The sequence below is a fragment of the Streptomyces tateyamensis genome (assembly GCF_003205575.1).
GTDB lineage: Bacteria > Actinomycetota > Actinomycetes > Streptomycetales > Streptomycetaceae > Kitasatospora > Kitasatospora tateyamensis.
Genome location: NZ_PYBW01000070.1, coordinates 35411 through 49760 on the forward strand (window position 1 = coordinate 35411; position 14350 = coordinate 49760).

The window sequence follows — 14350 nt, forward strand, 5'->3', positions numbered from 1 at the left end:
CTGCCGATTCGCAGAGCGGCGAGACACCTGAGGGCGAGGATGGGGAGAAATGGCTGAGAATCCGACCGGGCCGACCGAGGCCGACACCGCGAGTGGTGCGGTTCCCGACCCGGCGGCCTCTCGGCCCGGGGGCCCGCTGCCGGGCCAGGGCGAGTCGATCGTGATTCCGCCCTCCCTGGTTTCGCCGCAGGCCGGCTGGGTGCAGCCGGGCGAGGCCCCGCAGATCGCGCCCGGGCCCAAGCCCGAGGAGCCGCAGATCTTCGCCTCCACGGTGCGCAAGCAGACCACCTCCGAGGCCAACTACGAGAACGTGGGCGAAGGCGGCAAGCTGGGCGTGGTGCTCGGGGCGATCCTGGCGGTGCTCCTGGTGGGCAGCGGCATCGGCCTGTACGTGGTGAACCAGAGCCACGACTCGACGACCAAGGCGGCCGATCCGGCCACCAGCGCGCCGCCCAAGCCCAGCCAGGCGGCGGTGCCGCCGATCAAGGACAGCGCCAAGGTGCTGCCGACGGTCTCGGGCGACTTCGGCAAGAAGGCGACCATCACGCTGCCCTCGCAGCAGCCGGACGGCACCTTCGTGGTGAAGTCGCTGAGCGAGGGCGACGGGGCCAAGGCCGACAAGGGCACCTGGGTGACCGCCGACTTCACCCTGAAGGACTGGAACACCGGCAAGGACATCCAGGGCTCCTACGACAGCGGCAAGCCGCAGCTGTTCCAGGCGGGCCTGGGCAAGCTGATCCCGGCGCTGGACGCCGCGGTGGTGGGCCACAAGGCGGGCAGCCGGCTGCTGGTGGTGGCCCCGCCGGCCGCGGCCTTCGGTGACCAGGGCAACTCGCAGCTGGGCCTGGGCCCGACCGACAGCCTGGTGCTGGTGGTCGACGTCCAGCGGGTGAACAGCGCCAACTCGCGGGTCAGCGGCGACATGGTCAACCCGCCGGCCGACTTCCCGAGCGTGAAGGTGCAGGGCGACGGCAAGGCCGACCAGATCACCCCGCCGGCCAACGTGACCGACCCGACCGACCTGAAGACCGCGGTGCTGGTCCAGGGCAAGGGCCCGAAGGTCGAGTCCGGCGAGAAGGTGGTCGTGCAGTACAGCGGCGCACTGCTGAAGGACGGCAAGGCCTTCGACTCCTCGCTCACCCGCAAGCAGGCGTTCAGCTTCGTCACCGGTGGCGGCAGCGTCATCGAGGGCTGGGACAAGGGCATCGTGGGCCAGAACGTGGGCAGCCGGATCGAGCTGGTGATCCCCGCGTCGATGGCCTACAAGGACCAGGCGCAGAACGGCATCCCGGCCAACTCCTCGCTGGTGTTCGTGGTCGACATCCTGGATGCCGGGCTCGGTTCGGCCGACCAGGGATGACAAGATAGGGCGACCGGCACCGGGGAGTTCCGCCCCGCCTTCGGGCGGGGTGACCCCCACGGCCGGGCCTGATCAGCACGGGCGGCGGGCCGTCGTACGGTGGTTCCTGACGGAGCCACAGGTGCGGTGGTCCGCCGCCGTGTTGTGTGTTGAGACGATGAGATGAGGCAGTTGTGAGCCAGAAGACGAAGCCGGAGATCGACTTCCCCGAGGGCAAGGCCCCGGCGGAGCTGGAGATCACCGACCTCGAGGTCGGCACCGGCGAGGAGGCCAAGCCGGGCCAGGTCGTCGAGGTCCACTACGTGGGTGTCACCTTCGAGACGGGCGAGGAGTTCGACGCGAGCTGGAACCGCGGCTCGACCTTCAAGTTCCCGCTCGGCGGCGGCCGGGTCATCAAGGGCTGGGACCAGGGCGTGGCCGGCATGAAGGTCGGCGGCCGCCGCAAGCTGGTCATCCCGCCGCACCTGGGCTACGGCAACCAGTCGCCGACCCCGGCCATCCCGGCGGGCTCGACGCTGATCTTCGTGGTCGACCTGATCGGCGTCTGACCAGTCGTCGGCAGGACAGCGCGCTGCGGCCGCGCCCGGTGCTCCCGGGTGCGGCCGCCTCGGCTTTCGCCGCAGGTCCCGCTACCGGTACGGTCAAGGCGCCAGGTCCCCCGGGGTGGGGTGACGAAGCGGGTCACGGAAGGGTCAGCGATGGCGATCGCCAAGGCGGAGCGGCTGATGAATCTCGCCCTGTGCCTGATGAACACCAGACGTCCGCTCTCCAAGCGCGAGCTGCGGGAGTCCGTCGAGGCGTACCGGGAGGCCTGGGCCAACGGCAGCGAGGACGCCTTCAACCGGATGTTCGAGCGGGACAAGGACGACCTGCGCGAGCTGGGCCTGGTGATCGACGTCGACGAGAACACCCTGGACGGCGAGGCCGGCTACCTGGCCCGCCCGGACCGCAACCGGCTGCCGGAGATCGCGCTGGACGCCGAGGAGGCGGCCGCGCTGAGCCTGGCGGCCAAGGTGTGGCAGCAGGCCCGGCTGTCGGGGGCGGCCAGCGGCGCGCTGCAGAAGCTGCGGGCGGCCGGCGTGCCGTTCAGCGAGGGGGCGCCCGGCACCGCGCTGGAGCCCTACATCCCGGTGCGCGAGGCGGCGTTCGAGCCGCTGCTGCTGGCCGCGCGCGACCGGCGCCCGGTCAGCTTCGAGTACCGCAAGGCGGGGGCGGCCGAGACCTCGGCGCGCTCGGTGGAGCCGTGGGCGCTGGAGTGCTGGCGCGGCCACTGGTACCTGGCGGGCTGGGACCGTGACCGCGGCGCCTCCCGGGTGTTCCGGCTGAGCCGGATCGCCGGCAAGGTGCGCTCGCGCCAGGGCGCGTTCACCGCGCCGGTGCCCGAGCACGTGGACGTGCGGGCCACCGTGGCCCGGTTCGCCGGCGAGGGGGCGACCGCGACCGCGACCGTGCGGCTGCGCCGGGACAGCGCCTACCCGCTGCGGGCCAAGGCGGTGACGGTGGCTCAGCTGGACGCCGACTGGGACGAACTGACCATCCCGTACGGCTTCGGCCTGGACGCGGAGCTGGCCGAGTACGGTCCGGACGTGGTGGTGCTGGCGCCGCAGGAGCTGCGCGCCGAACTGATCGGGCGGCTGCGCGCGGTGGCCGGTCTCGCGGACCAGGGGGCGGCGGCATGAGCAACGCGATCGACCAGACCCGGCGGATGCTGTCGCTGGTCACCTACCTGCGCGAGCGGCCCGGCGCCGAGGTGGCGGAGGTGGCCCGCGCCTTCGGCATCAGCGAGCGCGAGCTGATCGCCGACCTGAACGTGCTGCCGATGTGCGGCACCAGCTTCCGCGGCGGCGACCTGCTCGACATCGACACCGACGGCGAGCGGATCTGGTGGCACAACGTGGACGACGTCGCCCAGCCGCTGCGGCTGGCCGCCGACGAGGCCACCGCGCTGCTGGTGGCCGCCCGCGCGGTGGCCACGCTGCCGGGCCTGCGCGAGCGGGACCGGCAGGCGCTGACCCGGGCGGTGGCCAAGATCGAGAACGCGGCGGGGGAGAGCGCCGAGGGCAGTGCCCGGGTCGGGGTGACCTTCGAGGGCGAGGGCCAGGTCTTCGCCGACATCGACCGGGCGCTCAGCGAGGGCCGGCGGATCTGGTTGCGCTACTACTCGCACGGGCGCGGCGGCATGACCGAGCGCGAGGTGGACCCGATCCGGCTGCTCACCGAGGGCCACACCTACCTGGACGGCTGGTGCCGCACCTCGGAGGACCGCCGGCTGTTCCGGCTGGACCGGGTGGCCGAGATCAAGGTGCTGGACGAGCCGGCCGACCCGCCGCGGCTGGAGCCGCGCGACCTGTCCCAGGGGCTGGTCAACCCGGGGGCCGACGACCCCGAGGTGGTGGTCGAGGTGGGCCCGGGCGGGCGCTGGGTGGCCGAGTACTACACCCACGACCTGGCCGAGGAGATGCCCGACGGCGGCCTGCGGATCACGCTGCGCAGCTCCGACCCGTCCTCGCTGCGCACGCTGGCGCTGCGGCTGGGCCGCGACGGGCGGATCACCGCCCCCGCGCCGGTGGCCGAGCAGGCCCGGCAGTCCGCGCTGGCGGCGCTGGCCGCCTACGGGGACGCCGAGTGACCGAGCAGGAACGGGGAGGCGCACCGGGTGCCACCCGGTTCAAGGTCTACTGCTCGCAGTGCCGGGAGAAGGTGGAGCTGCCGGTGGCGGCCTTCCGGCTGGCGCTGGGGCGGACCAGGGAGCGCACCTTCTACAGCTTCACCTGCCCCGAGTGCGGGGCGGCGGTGCGCAAGCCCGCCGGGGAGAAGATCGTGGCGGCGCTGACCGGGGCCGGGGTGTCGACCATCCGGCTCGTGGCGATCGAGGGGTAGGAGCGAGCGATGCCGTGGACGCTGATGGCGGCGGTCGGCCTGGCCACCGCCGGGCTGCTGGTGCTCGGGGTGCTGGTGGTGCGGCTGTGGGTGGACGTGCGGGCGCTGGCCGTGCAGGTGGACGGGGCCGCCCGGGCGCTGGCCGCGGCCGGCGAGCAGTTGGTGCCGCCCTCGTCCGAGTGATCCGCCAGGTGACGGCCGCCCAATCTTCACCGGTCTGTGAGGCCCCGCGGCCTGCTCGGCGCTGATCGCGGGGGTTAGGCTCTGATCGTGGTGCCCCCGGCCCCGTACCCGAAAGGTGGCAGTCCATGGGCAAGGTCCTGGCCGTCGTGCTGATCATCGCCATGGCGGCGGTGTTCTACGGCGGGAAGCGGCTGCCCGACCTGGCCCGCGCCTTCGGCCGGTCGATGCGGATCCTCAAGAGCGAGACGACCGCGCTCAAGAAGGAGTTCGCGGAGGAGTACCAGGGGCCGGCGAACTCGGCCCTGACGGACTCGACGCCGCTGATCAAGGCCGCCCCCGGTGATGCCTCCACCGCGCGGCCTGGCGCCGAGCAGCACCGCGACCGCGTGCAGTAGCGCGGCCGCACCGCCCCGTGGCCGCCGTCCGGCGGGCACGTCGCACGAGTTACCCAGAGGACCGGGGTTGAGCAAGTCTTCCAAACCGCCGAAGAGCCCCGACGGACGGATGTCCCTCGGTGATCACCTGCGCGAGCTGCGCAACCGGCTGGTCAAGTCGGTGCTGGCGATCGTGGTCTGCACGATCGCGGCGGCGTTCTTCAAGGACAAGCTGCTGCACTTCCTGATGACCCCGCTGCCGGCCTGCGCGGCGAACGGCCAGCCCCCCGCCGGGGTCAAGCACTGCGCCCAGATCGCGGTCATCGGTGTCACCCAGCCGTTCAGCCTCACCCTGAAGGTCTGCCTCACCGCGGGCCTGGTGGCGGCCGTCCCGATCTGGCTGTACCAGCTGTGGGCCTTCATCTCGCCGGGCCTGCACAAGCACGAGCGGCGCTACTCGCTGGCCTTCCTGACCGCGGGCACCCCGCTGTTCCTGGCCGGCGTCACCTGCGCCTACCTGCTGATGCCCACCACCATCGAGGTGCTGGGCTCGTTCACCCCGATCGGCGCCCAGCAGATCCTGCCGGTGGACGGCTACCTGAACATCGCCACCCGGATGCTGCTGGTCTTCGGCCTGGCCTTCGAGTTCCCGCTGCTGCTGGTGATGCTCAACTTCGGCGGAGTGCTCTCGGCCAAGCGGATGGCGGGCTGGTGGCGCGGCATGGTCATGGGCATCACCGTCTTCGCGGCGGTGGCCACCCCCAGCGCCGACCCGATCAGCATGCTGGCGCTGGCCGCGCCGATCTGGCTGCTGTACTTCGTGGCGGTCGGCGTCGCGCAGCTGAACGACCGGCGCCGGCGCCGCAACAACCCCGACGCGGACCTGGACGACGAGGAAGCCTCGCACGTGGACCTGTCGGTGGACGCGGTCGAGGGCGCCGAGTCGGTGGCCGCCTCCGGCCCGGCGGTGGCCTCGCCCACCCCGCGCGCCTCGGTCCCGTCCGCGCGCGCCGAGCAGGTGGACGACGACATCACCTGAGTCCGATCCACCCCGCGAAACGCCCCGGTCCGACTTCCCCCGGACCGGGGCGTTCCGTTTCCGCAGCTCGGGCCCGGCGGACTTCGCGGGTACGCGGTCAAGTGGCTTGGCGAACGTCTGGCAATGTGACATATTACTGCCGTGCTCACGAGACCAACCCACGATGTGGTGGTGATCGGCGCCGGCGTGGTCGGTGCCGCCTGCGCGTTCTACGCCGCCCGGGCCGGGCTGACCGTCGCCGTGCTGGACCGCGGCCCGGTGGCCGGCGGGACCACCGGCGCGGGGGAGGGCAACCTGCTCGTCTCCGACAAGGCGCCCGGACCCGAGCTCGAACTCGCGCAGCTGTCCAACCGGCTCTGGCGCGAGCTCGCCGAGGAGCTGCCGGCCGCCGTCGAGTACGAGGCCAAGGGGGGCCTGGTGGTGGCGGGGGAGCCGGCCGGGCTGGCGGCGCTGGCCTCCTTCGCCGACAGGCAGCGGGGCGCCGGCGTGCGGGCCGAGGCGGTGGCCGCCGACCAGCTGGCCGGCCTGGAGCCGCACCTCGACCCTGAGCTGGCGGGCGGCTTCCACTACCCCGAGGACTCCCAGGTGCAGCCGGCGCTGGCCGCCGCTCACCTGCTGCGCGCCGCGCGCAGGGCGGGCGCCGTGCTGCACCTGGGCGAGGCCGTCGAGGCGCTGCGCACCGGCGCCGACGGCCGGATCACCGGCGTGCGCACCGCCCGCCGCGAGCTGGCGGCCGGCGCCGTGGTCAACGCCGCCGGCACCTGGGGCGGTGAGATCGCCGCGATGGCCGGCGCCCACCTGCCGGTGCTGCCCCGGCGCGGGTTCGTACTGGTCACCGAGCCGCTGCCGCGCGTGGTGCGGCACAAGGTGTACGCCGCCGACTACGTGGCCGACGTGGCCAGCGGCTCGGCCGCACTGCAGAGCTCCGCCGTGGTGGAGGGCACCCCCTCTGGCCCGGTGCTGATCGGTGCGACCCGCGAGCGGGTCGGCTTCGACCGCACCCTGTCCACCGAGGCGGTGCGCCTGCTGGCCGCGCAGGCCGCCCGGCTCTTCCCGGTGCTGGCGCAGGTGCGGGTGATCCGCACCTACCGGGGCTTTCGTCCCTACCTGCCGGACCACCTGCCGGCGATCGGCGCCGACCCGCGCGCGCCGGGCCTGTACCAGGCCTGCGGGCACGAGGGCGCGGGCATCGGGCTGGCCCCGGCCACCGGACAGCTGATCGCCCAGCAGCTGACCGGCGCGCTCCGGTACGACCTCGCCCCCTTCGCCCCGGACCGCTTCACCGCCCACTGACCACGGCCCACCGAGAAGCCGCTGAGCACGGCTCACCGACAAAGGACACCGCCCCATGCGCCGAACCCCCGCCGCGCTGGCCGAAGCCTCGCCAGGGCCGGCCCACACCATCGAGTTCGACGGCCGTGCCCTGACCGCGCTGCCCGGTCGGAGCATCGCCGCCGTGCTCTGGTCGCACGGCATCCTGGCCTGGCGCACCACCCGGGTGGACGGCCGCCCGCGCGGCGCGTTCTGCGGCATCGGCGCCTGCTACGACTGCCTGGCCACCGTCGACGGCCGCCCGAACCAGCGCACCTGCCTGGTGCCGGCGCTGCCCGGCACCCGGGTGACCACCCAGGAGGGCAACGGCCGTGCCGACCTCGCCGTCTGAGCCCGACTACCAGCTGGCCGTGATCGGCGCCGGCCCGGCCGGCCTGGCCGGGGCGGTGGCCGCCGCCGACCGGGGGCTGCGCTGCGTGCTGCTGGACGCCGGCGCCCGGCCGGGCGGCCAGTACTACCGCCACCCCGCCGAGGAGCTCGGCGCCCGGCGCCCGGACCGCCTGCACCACCACTGGTCGACCTTCACCGACCTGGTGCGGCGACTGGACCGGCACCGGGCGGCCGGACGCATCAGCTACCTGGCGCACCATCACGTCACCCTGCTGGAGCGGGCCGAGCCGTGGCGGCTGCACGCCGTCACCGGCGCGGACGGCTCGGGCACGGCCGCCGTGCGGGCCGACGCGGTGCTGCTGGCCACCGGCGCCCACGAGCGCCAACTGCCCTTCCCCGGCTGGACGCTGCCCGGGGTGGTCACCGCCGGCGGCGCCCAGGCGATGCTCAAGGCCGGCCTGGTGCTGCCCGGCAAACGGGTGGTGGTGGCCGGCAGCGGCCCGCTGCTGCTGGCCGCGGCCGCCTCGCTGACCGCCGCCGGGGCCAGGGTGCCGGCCGTCGTGGAGGCCGGGAACTACCTCGGCTACGCCCGTCGGCCCGGCGTGCTGGCGCAGGTGCCCGGCAAGCTCCGGGAGGGCGTTACGCACGGCGCCGCGCTGGCCCGCCATGCGGTACGGCTGCACCGGTCCAGTGCCGTGGTCGAGGCGCACGGCACCATGGGGGTCCCCCCGGCCGGAGGCTGGGGGAGGGTCACCGGCGTGACCCTGGCCCGCCTGGACGCCGACTGGCGCCCGGTGCCCGGCACCGAGTGGCGGATCGCCTGCGACGCGTTGGCGGTCGGCCACGGCCTGGTCCCGCAGCTGGAGCTGGCCGTCGAGCTGGGCGCGGACACCCGCCACGTGCCCGACGGCACGCTCGCCCTGGTGGTGGACCGGCGCCAGCGCACCACGGTCGACGGGCTCTGGGCGGCGGGCGAGGCCTGCGGGGTGGGCGGGGCCGAACTGGCTCTGGCCGAAGGCGAGTTGGCGGCCCTGGCGATCGCCGGGGCGGACCGGGTACCGGCCGGGCTGCTGGGCCGGCGCCGCCGACTGCGGGCCTTCGCCGAGCTGATGGCCGCCGCGCACCGGCCCGGCGCCGGCTGGAGCGACTGGCTGCGGCCCGACACCGAGGTGTGCCGCTGCGAGGAGGTGCCCGCCGAGCGGATCACCGAGGCGGTCCACGAGCTCGGCGCGAGCGACGCGCGCACCGTCAAGCTGCTCACCCGGGCCGGCATGGGCTGGTGCCAGGGCCGGATGTGCGGGGCGGCGGTGGCCTGCCTGGCCGGCCAGGACGCGCCCGCGCCCGACCGGCGCCCGTTCTCCTGCCCGGTCCCGCTGGGCCGGCTGGCCGAGCTGCCGACCGACTGAGGCCCGGCGGCGGGACCGGCCGATGCCGGCCCGCCGACCGACTGAACCTGTGGGCGGTACCAGGGCTGGTGTGCTCATGCCCTTGTGCCGCCACTGGGGCTACCTATAAAATGTCACACCTCATAAAGGAGAGACGAACCGTGACCCAGCAGAACCGCACCCACCCCTGGCGCGGCATCATGGTCGCCACCACGCTGCCGCTGCGTGAGGACTTCTCGGTCGACTACGACGCCTACGCCGAGCACGTGCGCCGGCTGATCGACGCCGGCTGCGACGGCGTGGTCCCCAACGGCTCGCTGGGCGAGTACCAGACCCTCACCGCCGAGGAGCGCGCCAAGGTCGTCGAGGTGGCCGTCGAGGCCGCCGGCGACGGCTCCCGGGTGATGCCGGGCGTGGCCGCCTACGGCAGTGCCGAGTCGCGCCGCTGGGCCGACCAGGCCGCCGAGGCCGGGGCCGGCTCGGTGCTGCTGCTGCCGCCCAACGCCTATCGCGCCGACGCCGACTCGGTGCGCGCCCACTACGCCGAGGTCGCCAAGGCCGGCCTGCCGATCGTGGCGTACAACAACCCGATCGACACCAAGGTCGACCTGGTCCCCGCGCTGCTGGCCGAGCTGCACGCCGCGGGCTCGATCGTGGCCGTCAAGGAGTTCAGCGGCGACGTCCGCCGGGCCTACGAGATCGCGGAGCTGGCCCCGGGCCTGGACCTGCTGATCGGCGCCGACGACGTGCTGCTGGAGCTGGCCCTGGCCGGTGCGGTCGGCTGGATCGCCGGCTACCCCAACGCGCTGCCCGAGGCCTCGGTCGCGCTCTACAAGGCTGCCGTGGCGCAGGACCTGGACACCGCGCTGCCGCTGTACAAGGCGCTGCACTCGCTGCTGCGCTGGGACTCCAAGACCGAGTTCGTCCAGGCGATCAAGCTCTCCCAGGACATCGCCGGGATCCCCGGCGGCCCGGTGCGCCCGCCGCGCCGGCCGCTGTCGCCCGAGATCGAGGCGGCCGTGCGGGCCGCCACCGAGAAGGCGCTGGCCGAGGGCCTGAGCTGAGCGCCCGGGGGTCCGCCGCCCCCCTCGCGCGGCGGCCCCCCGGCCCGTACCCGTCCATCCACCAGTTGACGAAGGGTCACCGATGCGCACCCGCCACGTCTTCCACGCCGTCGACTCGCACACCGAGGGCATGCCCACCCGGGTGATCACCGGCGGGTTCGGCGTCGTCCCCGGGGCCACCATGGCCGAGCGCCGGGTCCACTTCCAGCTGCACCTGGACCACTTCCGGACCCTGCTGATGTACGAGCCGCGCGGCCACGCCTCGATGAGCGGGGCGGTCCTGCAGCCGCCGACCCGGCCCGACGCCGACTTCGGGGTGCTGTTCATCGAGGTCTCCGGGCTGCTGCCGATGTGCGGCCACGGCACCATCGGGGTGGCCACCGTGCTGGTGGAGACCGGCATGGTCCCGGTCGTCGAGCCGGTCACCACGGTGCGCCTGGACACCCCGGCCGGCCTGGTGGTGGCCGAGGTGCGGGTGGAGAACGGCGCCGCCACCGCCGTCACCATCCGCAACGTGGCCTCCTACTCGGTGGCCCTGGACCGCAAGGTCGAGGTCCCCGGCTGGGGCACCGTCAGCTACGACCTGGCCTTCGGCGGCAACTTCTACGCGATCCTGCCGCTGGCCGAGTTCGGCCTGCCGTTCGAGCGCGAGCGCAAGCAGGACATCCTGGCCGCCGGGCTGGCCCTGATGGACGCGATCAACGCGGGCGAACAGCGCCCGGTGCACCCGGTGGAACCGTCCTTCCACAGCGTGCACCACGTCTACCTGGCCGCCCCCGGCTCCGACGCCGTCCACTCGCGGCACGCGATGGCGATCCACCCGGGCTGGTTCGACCGCTCGCCCTGCGGCACCGGCACCTCGGCCCGGATGGCCCAGCTGCACGCCCGTGGCGAGCTGGCGATCGGCCAGGACTTCCGCAACGACTCCTTCATCGGCACCACCTTCACCGGCCGCCTGGTCGAGCAGACCGAGGTGGCCGGGCTGCCCGCCGTGGTGCCCACCGTCACCGGCCGGGCCTGGGTCACCGGCACCGCCCAGTACTTCCTCGACCCGACGGACCCCTTCCCCGGAGGCTTCCTGCTGTGAGCACCACCCTGAGCTCGTACAACCCCGCCGACCCCGCCGACCTGGTGGTCCAGCTGGAGACCGCCGGCGCCGAGGGGACGGCGGCCGCCGTCGAGCGCGCCCGGGCCGCCCAGCCGGGCTGGCTGGCGGCCGGGGCCGGCGCCCGCTCGGCCGCGCTGACCCGGGCGGCGGCCGCCGTGGAGGGCGCCGCCGAGGAGCTGACCGCGCTCGTCGAGCGCGAGGTCGGCAAGCCGCGCGGCGAGGCGGCCGGCGAGCTGGCCCGCACGGTGGCGATCCTGCGCTACTACGCCCAGGCCCCCTACGCGCCCACCGGGGCGGTGCACGAGCCGGCCGCCGGCGCGGGCCTGCTGCTCACCCGCCGCCGCCCGCACGGGGTGGCCGGGCTGATCACCCCGTGGAACTTCCCGCTGGCCATCCCGGTCTGGAAGCTCGCCCCGGCGCTGGCCACCGGCAACACCGCGGTGCTCAAGCCGGCCCCCGAGGCGACCGCCTGCGCGCTGCGGCTGGCCGAGCTGCTGGCGCTGCCCGAGGGCGTCCTGGAGGTGGTGCCCGGGGCCGCCGAGGAGGGGACGGCGCTGCTGGACGGCGCCGACGTGGTCTCCTTCACCGGCTCCACCGCCACCGGCGGCGCGGTGGTGCGGGCCTGCGCGGCCCGCGGCGTCCCGGTGCAGGCCGAGATGGGCGGGGTGAACGCCGCCCTGGTGCTCCCCGACGCCGACATCGAGCAGGCCGCCGCCCACCTGGCCTACGCCGTCGCCGGCTACGCGGGCCAGAAGTGCACCGCGACCAGCCGGATCATCGCGGTGGGAGCGGCCTACCAGCCGCTGCGCGAGGCGCTGGCCAAGGCGCTGGCCGGGCAGGCCGAGGTGGTGATCAACCAGGGTGCGCGCGAGCGGCTGGCCGGGGCGATCGACTCCGCACTGGCGGGCGGCGCCCAGCTGGTGGCGGGCGGTCAGCTGCCGCAGCGTCAGGGCTGGTTCATCGAGCCCACCGTGCTGGACCAGGTGCCCGCCGACCACCCGCTGCTGGCCGAGGAGTTCTTCGGCCCGCTGGCGGTGCTGCTGCCGGCCGCCGACCTGGACGAGGCGATCGCGCTGGCCAATGCCAACCGGCACAGCCTGGCCTGCTCGGTTCACTCGCGCGACCTGGACGCTGCGCTGGCCGCCGCCGACCGGCTGACCGCCGGGATGATCCGGATCAACGCGCCGTCCAGCGGGGTCGACTTCCACCTGCCGTTCGGCGGGGCCAAGGCCGCCTCCTTCGGTGCCCGCGAGCAGGGGCAGGCGGCGCTGGAGTTCTACACCGCGAGCCGCACCGTCACGCTGCTGCCGGGCGGGGGCGCGCGGTGACCGTGCTGGAGGTCGCCACCGTCGACTACCACACCGCCGGCGAGCCGTTCCGGATCGTGCCCGCCGGGCTGCCGCCGGTGCCCGGCGACACCGTCGCCGAGCGGCGGGCCATCGCGCTGGGCGCCGGCGGCACGGCGACCAGCCCGCGCCCGAGCGCACTGGACACCGTGCGCCAGCTGCTCACCCGCGAGCCGCGCGGGCACGCCGGCATGTACGGCGGCTTCGTGGTGCCGGCGGACGACAGCGAGGCCCACTTGGGCGTCCTGTTCTTCCACAAGGACGGCTACTCCACGGCCTGCGGCCACGGCACCATCGCGCTCGGCGCCTGGGCCGTGGACAGCGGCCTGGTCGCCGCCCCCGAGGACGGCACGGCCCAGGTGCGGATCGACGTGCCGTCCGGCCGGGTCACCGCGCTGGTCCACCGGGTGGGCGGTCGGACCACCGCGGTGACCTTCCGCAACGTCCCGACCAGGGTGCTCGCCCGCGCGGTGGGCGTCGACACCTCGGCCGGGAGGGTCGCGGTGGACCTGGCCGACTCCGGCGCCGTCTACGCCTCGGTGGCCGTGCCGGAGGTCTCGCCGGCCACCCTGGACGAACTGACCGCCCGCGGCCGCGAGATCCGGGCCGCACTGCTGGGCAGCCACGACCTGTACGGGGTGATCTTCCACCAGGAGTTGGCGGCGGGCCCCGAGGGGCAGCGGCGCCAGCGCAACGTCACCGTCTTCGCCGACGGCCAGATCGACCGCTCGCCCTGCGGCTCCGGCACCTCGGCCCGGCTGGCCCTGCTGGCCGCCGACGGCTGGCGCGGCGAGCTGCTCCACGAGTCGGTGATCGGCACCGTCTTCACCGGCCGGGTCACCGGCGAGCGGGACGGCGGCCTGGTCACCGAGGTCACCGGCCAGGCGCACCGCACCGGCGAGCACCGCTTCGTGCTCGCCGAGGCGGACGCGCTCGGCACGGGGTTCCTGCTGTGAGCCTGCCCGAGCCGGCCGTGGAGCTGACGCCCCGGCAGGCGGCGGCGGCGATCGAGGCGGTGCTGCTGGGCGGCCTGGACCCGGAGGGGTGTCCGGCCCGGCTGGGGGTGCCGGTGCCGGCCGGAGAGCTGCTGGTGATGCCGGCCGCCACCGAGCGGTACGCCGGGGTCAAGGTCGCCGGGGTCGCGCCGGCCAACCCCGGGCGCGGGCTGCCCCGGATCACCGGCAGCTACCTGCTGCTGGACGGGGCCACCCTGGTGCCGCTGGCCCTGCTCGACGGCATGGCGCTCACCACGCTGCGCACGCCCGCGGTGACCGCCCTCGCGCTGGACCGGCTCGCCGCCCCGGACGCCGCGCACCTGGTGCTGTTCGGCGCCGGGCCGCAGGCGTACGGGCACCTGGCCGCACTGGCCGCGGTGCGCCCGCTGCGCCGGGTCACCGTGGTGGCCCGGCGCCCGGTGCCCGAGCTGCTGGCCTTCGCCGCCTCGCTGGGGCTTGCGGCCGAGCAGGGCGGTCCGGACGCGGTGGCCGGGGCGGACCTGGTGGTCTGCTGCACTACGGCGCACGAGCCGCTCTTCGACGGGGCGCTGGTCGCCGACCACGCGGCGGTGGCGGCGGTCGGCTCGCACTCGCTGACCGGGCGCGAGGTGGACACCGTGCTGGTCCAGCGGTCCGCCTGCTACACCGAGGCGCGGGCGGTGGCCCGGCGGGAGGCGGGCGACCTGGTGCTGGGCGGCGCCGACTGGGCCTCGGTGGCCAACCTGGCCGAGCTGGTGACCGGCACCGCCGCGGTGCCGACGGACCGGCCGCGCTTCTTCAAGAGCGTCGGCATGGCCTGGGAGGACCTCGCGGTGGCCGCGGCGGTGCACGAGCGCGCAGCTGCCGGGGCGTGAATCGGGGCCCCGGCGTTCCCTGATGAGGCGTCACGCGGCATGATGGACCGATCCTGACCTTTTGAAGAAACGTGACATTGTACGCTGGTGCCTCCGCACC

The 14350-nt window shown here is 74.8% G+C and carries 16 protein-coding genes; all 16 read left to right on the forward strand.

Annotated features, from left to right (window positions below; all coding sequences use genetic code 11):
• Window positions 1-49: 49 nt before the first annotated feature.
• The 16 genes from C7C46_RS19575 to C7C46_RS19645 all read left to right on the forward strand — a co-directional run bounded on the left by C7C46_RS19575 (window position 50) and on the right by C7C46_RS19645 (window position 14250).
• The gene (locus C7C46_RS19575; protein ID WP_110671163.1) at window positions 50-1360 is read left to right on the forward strand and encodes an FKBP-type peptidyl-prolyl cis-trans isomerase; all 1311 of its coding nucleotides are present in this window, start codon (window positions 50-52) and stop codon (window positions 1358-1360) included.
• A gap of 173 nt (window positions 1361-1533) precedes the next feature.
• Window positions 1534-1908 (forward strand): FKBP-type peptidyl-prolyl cis-trans isomerase, encoded by a 375-nt coding sequence (locus tag C7C46_RS19580; protein WP_110671164.1) that lies wholly within the window; start codon window positions 1534-1536, stop codon window positions 1906-1908.
• A 150-nt stretch (window positions 1909-2058) separates the two neighbouring features.
• Complete coding sequence (locus C7C46_RS19585; RefSeq protein WP_110671165.1) at window positions 2059-3039, forward strand: helix-turn-helix transcriptional regulator; 981 nt, start codon at window positions 2059-2061, stop codon at window positions 3037-3039.
• Window positions 3036-3989 carry a helix-turn-helix transcriptional regulator gene (locus tag C7C46_RS19590; protein ID WP_110671166.1) on the forward strand — a complete coding sequence of 318 codons (954 nt, stop codon included), beginning with the start codon at window positions 3036-3038 and terminating at the stop codon, window positions 3987-3989. The genes C7C46_RS19585 and C7C46_RS19590 overlap by 4 nt, the downstream gene beginning before the upstream one ends.
• The gene (locus C7C46_RS19595) at window positions 3986-4240 is read left to right on the forward strand and encodes a hypothetical protein (protein ID WP_110671167.1); all 255 of its coding nucleotides are present in this window, start codon (window positions 3986-3988) and stop codon (window positions 4238-4240) included. The genes C7C46_RS19590 and C7C46_RS19595 overlap by 4 nt, the downstream gene beginning before the upstream one ends.
• A 9-nt stretch (window positions 4241-4249) precedes the next feature.
• Window positions 4250-4423, forward strand: a complete 174-nt coding sequence (locus tag C7C46_RS35135; protein ID WP_181442424.1) for a hypothetical protein — start codon at window positions 4250-4252, stop codon at window positions 4421-4423.
• A 125-nt stretch (window positions 4424-4548) separates the two neighbouring features.
• A complete protein-coding gene (locus C7C46_RS19600) occupies window positions 4549-4818 on the forward strand; it encodes a twin-arginine translocase TatA/TatE family subunit (RefSeq protein WP_110671168.1) in 270 nt (89 codons plus the stop codon).
• A gap of 67 nt (window positions 4819-4885) precedes the next feature.
• A complete protein-coding gene (gene tatC, locus C7C46_RS19605; protein ID WP_245984554.1) occupies window positions 4886-5836 on the forward strand; it encodes a twin-arginine translocase subunit TatC in 951 nt (316 codons plus the stop codon).
• 141 nt (window positions 5837-5977) lie between these two features.
• Window positions 5978-7129 carry an NAD(P)/FAD-dependent oxidoreductase gene (locus C7C46_RS19610; RefSeq protein WP_110671170.1) on the forward strand — a complete coding sequence of 384 codons (1152 nt, stop codon included), beginning with the start codon at window positions 5978-5980 and terminating at the stop codon, window positions 7127-7129.
• A gap of 55 nt (window positions 7130-7184) precedes the next feature.
• A complete protein-coding gene (locus C7C46_RS19615) occupies window positions 7185-7499 on the forward strand; it encodes a (2Fe-2S)-binding protein (RefSeq protein WP_110671171.1) in 315 nt (104 codons plus the stop codon).
• Window positions 7480-8904, forward strand: coding sequence for an FAD/NAD(P)-dependent oxidoreductase (locus tag C7C46_RS19620; protein WP_110671172.1), 1425 nt, complete (start codon window positions 7480-7482; stop codon window positions 8902-8904). Before C7C46_RS19615 ends, C7C46_RS19620 begins: the two co-directional genes overlap by 20 nt.
• Before the next feature lie 110 nt (window positions 8905-9014).
• The gene (locus tag C7C46_RS19625) at window positions 9015-9947 is read left to right on the forward strand and encodes a dihydrodipicolinate synthase family protein (RefSeq protein ID WP_110671173.1); all 933 of its coding nucleotides are present in this window, start codon (window positions 9015-9017) and stop codon (window positions 9945-9947) included.
• A gap of 82 nt (window positions 9948-10029) precedes the next feature.
• The gene (locus C7C46_RS19630) at window positions 10030-11034 is read left to right on the forward strand and encodes a proline racemase family protein (protein WP_110671174.1); all 1005 of its coding nucleotides are present in this window, start codon (window positions 10030-10032) and stop codon (window positions 11032-11034) included.
• Window positions 11031-12383 carry an aldehyde dehydrogenase family protein gene (locus C7C46_RS19635; protein ID WP_110671175.1) on the forward strand — a complete coding sequence of 451 codons (1353 nt, stop codon included), beginning with the start codon at window positions 11031-11033 and terminating at the stop codon, window positions 12381-12383. The genes C7C46_RS19630 and C7C46_RS19635 overlap by 4 nt, the downstream gene beginning before the upstream one ends.
• Window positions 12380-13357, forward strand: coding sequence for a proline racemase family protein (locus tag C7C46_RS19640; RefSeq protein ID WP_220040652.1), 978 nt, complete (start codon window positions 12380-12382; stop codon window positions 13355-13357). The genes C7C46_RS19635 and C7C46_RS19640 overlap by 4 nt, the downstream gene beginning before the upstream one ends.
• Window positions 13354-14250: an ornithine cyclodeaminase family protein gene (locus C7C46_RS19645; RefSeq protein WP_110671176.1), complete on the forward strand. Its 897-nt coding sequence runs from the start codon at window positions 13354-13356 to the stop codon at window positions 14248-14250. Before C7C46_RS19640 ends, C7C46_RS19645 begins: the two co-directional genes overlap by 4 nt.
• Window positions 14251-14350: the final 100 nt, after the last annotated feature.

What these genes read in the sequence shown, in the direction of transcription:
- C7C46_RS19575 (WP_110671163.1), top strand. Translation starts at nt 50, where the DNA reads ATGGCTGAGAATCCGACCGGGCCGACCGAGGCCGACACCGCGAGTGGT.
- C7C46_RS19585 (WP_110671165.1), top strand. Translation starts at nt 2,059, where the DNA reads ATGGCGATCGCCAAGGCGGAGCGGCTGATGAATCTCGCCCTGTGCCTG.
- C7C46_RS19590 (WP_110671166.1), top strand. Translation starts at nt 3,036, where the DNA reads ATGAGCAACGCGATCGACCAGACCCGGCGGATGCTGTCGCTGGTCACC.
- C7C46_RS35135 (WP_181442424.1), top strand. Translation starts at nt 4,250, where the DNA reads ATGCCGTGGACGCTGATGGCGGCGGTCGGCCTGGCCACCGCCGGGCTG.
- C7C46_RS19600 (WP_110671168.1), top strand. Translation starts at nt 4,549, where the DNA reads ATGGGCAAGGTCCTGGCCGTCGTGCTGATCATCGCCATGGCGGCGGTG.
- C7C46_RS19615 (WP_110671171.1), top strand. Translation starts at nt 7,185, where the DNA reads ATGCGCCGAACCCCCGCCGCGCTGGCCGAAGCCTCGCCAGGGCCGGCC.
- C7C46_RS19625 (WP_110671173.1), top strand. Translation starts at nt 9,015, where the DNA reads ATGTCACACCTCATAAAGGAGAGACGAACCGTGACCCAGCAGAACCGC.
- C7C46_RS19630 (WP_110671174.1), top strand. Translation starts at nt 10,030, where the DNA reads ATGCGCACCCGCCACGTCTTCCACGCCGTCGACTCGCACACCGAGGGC.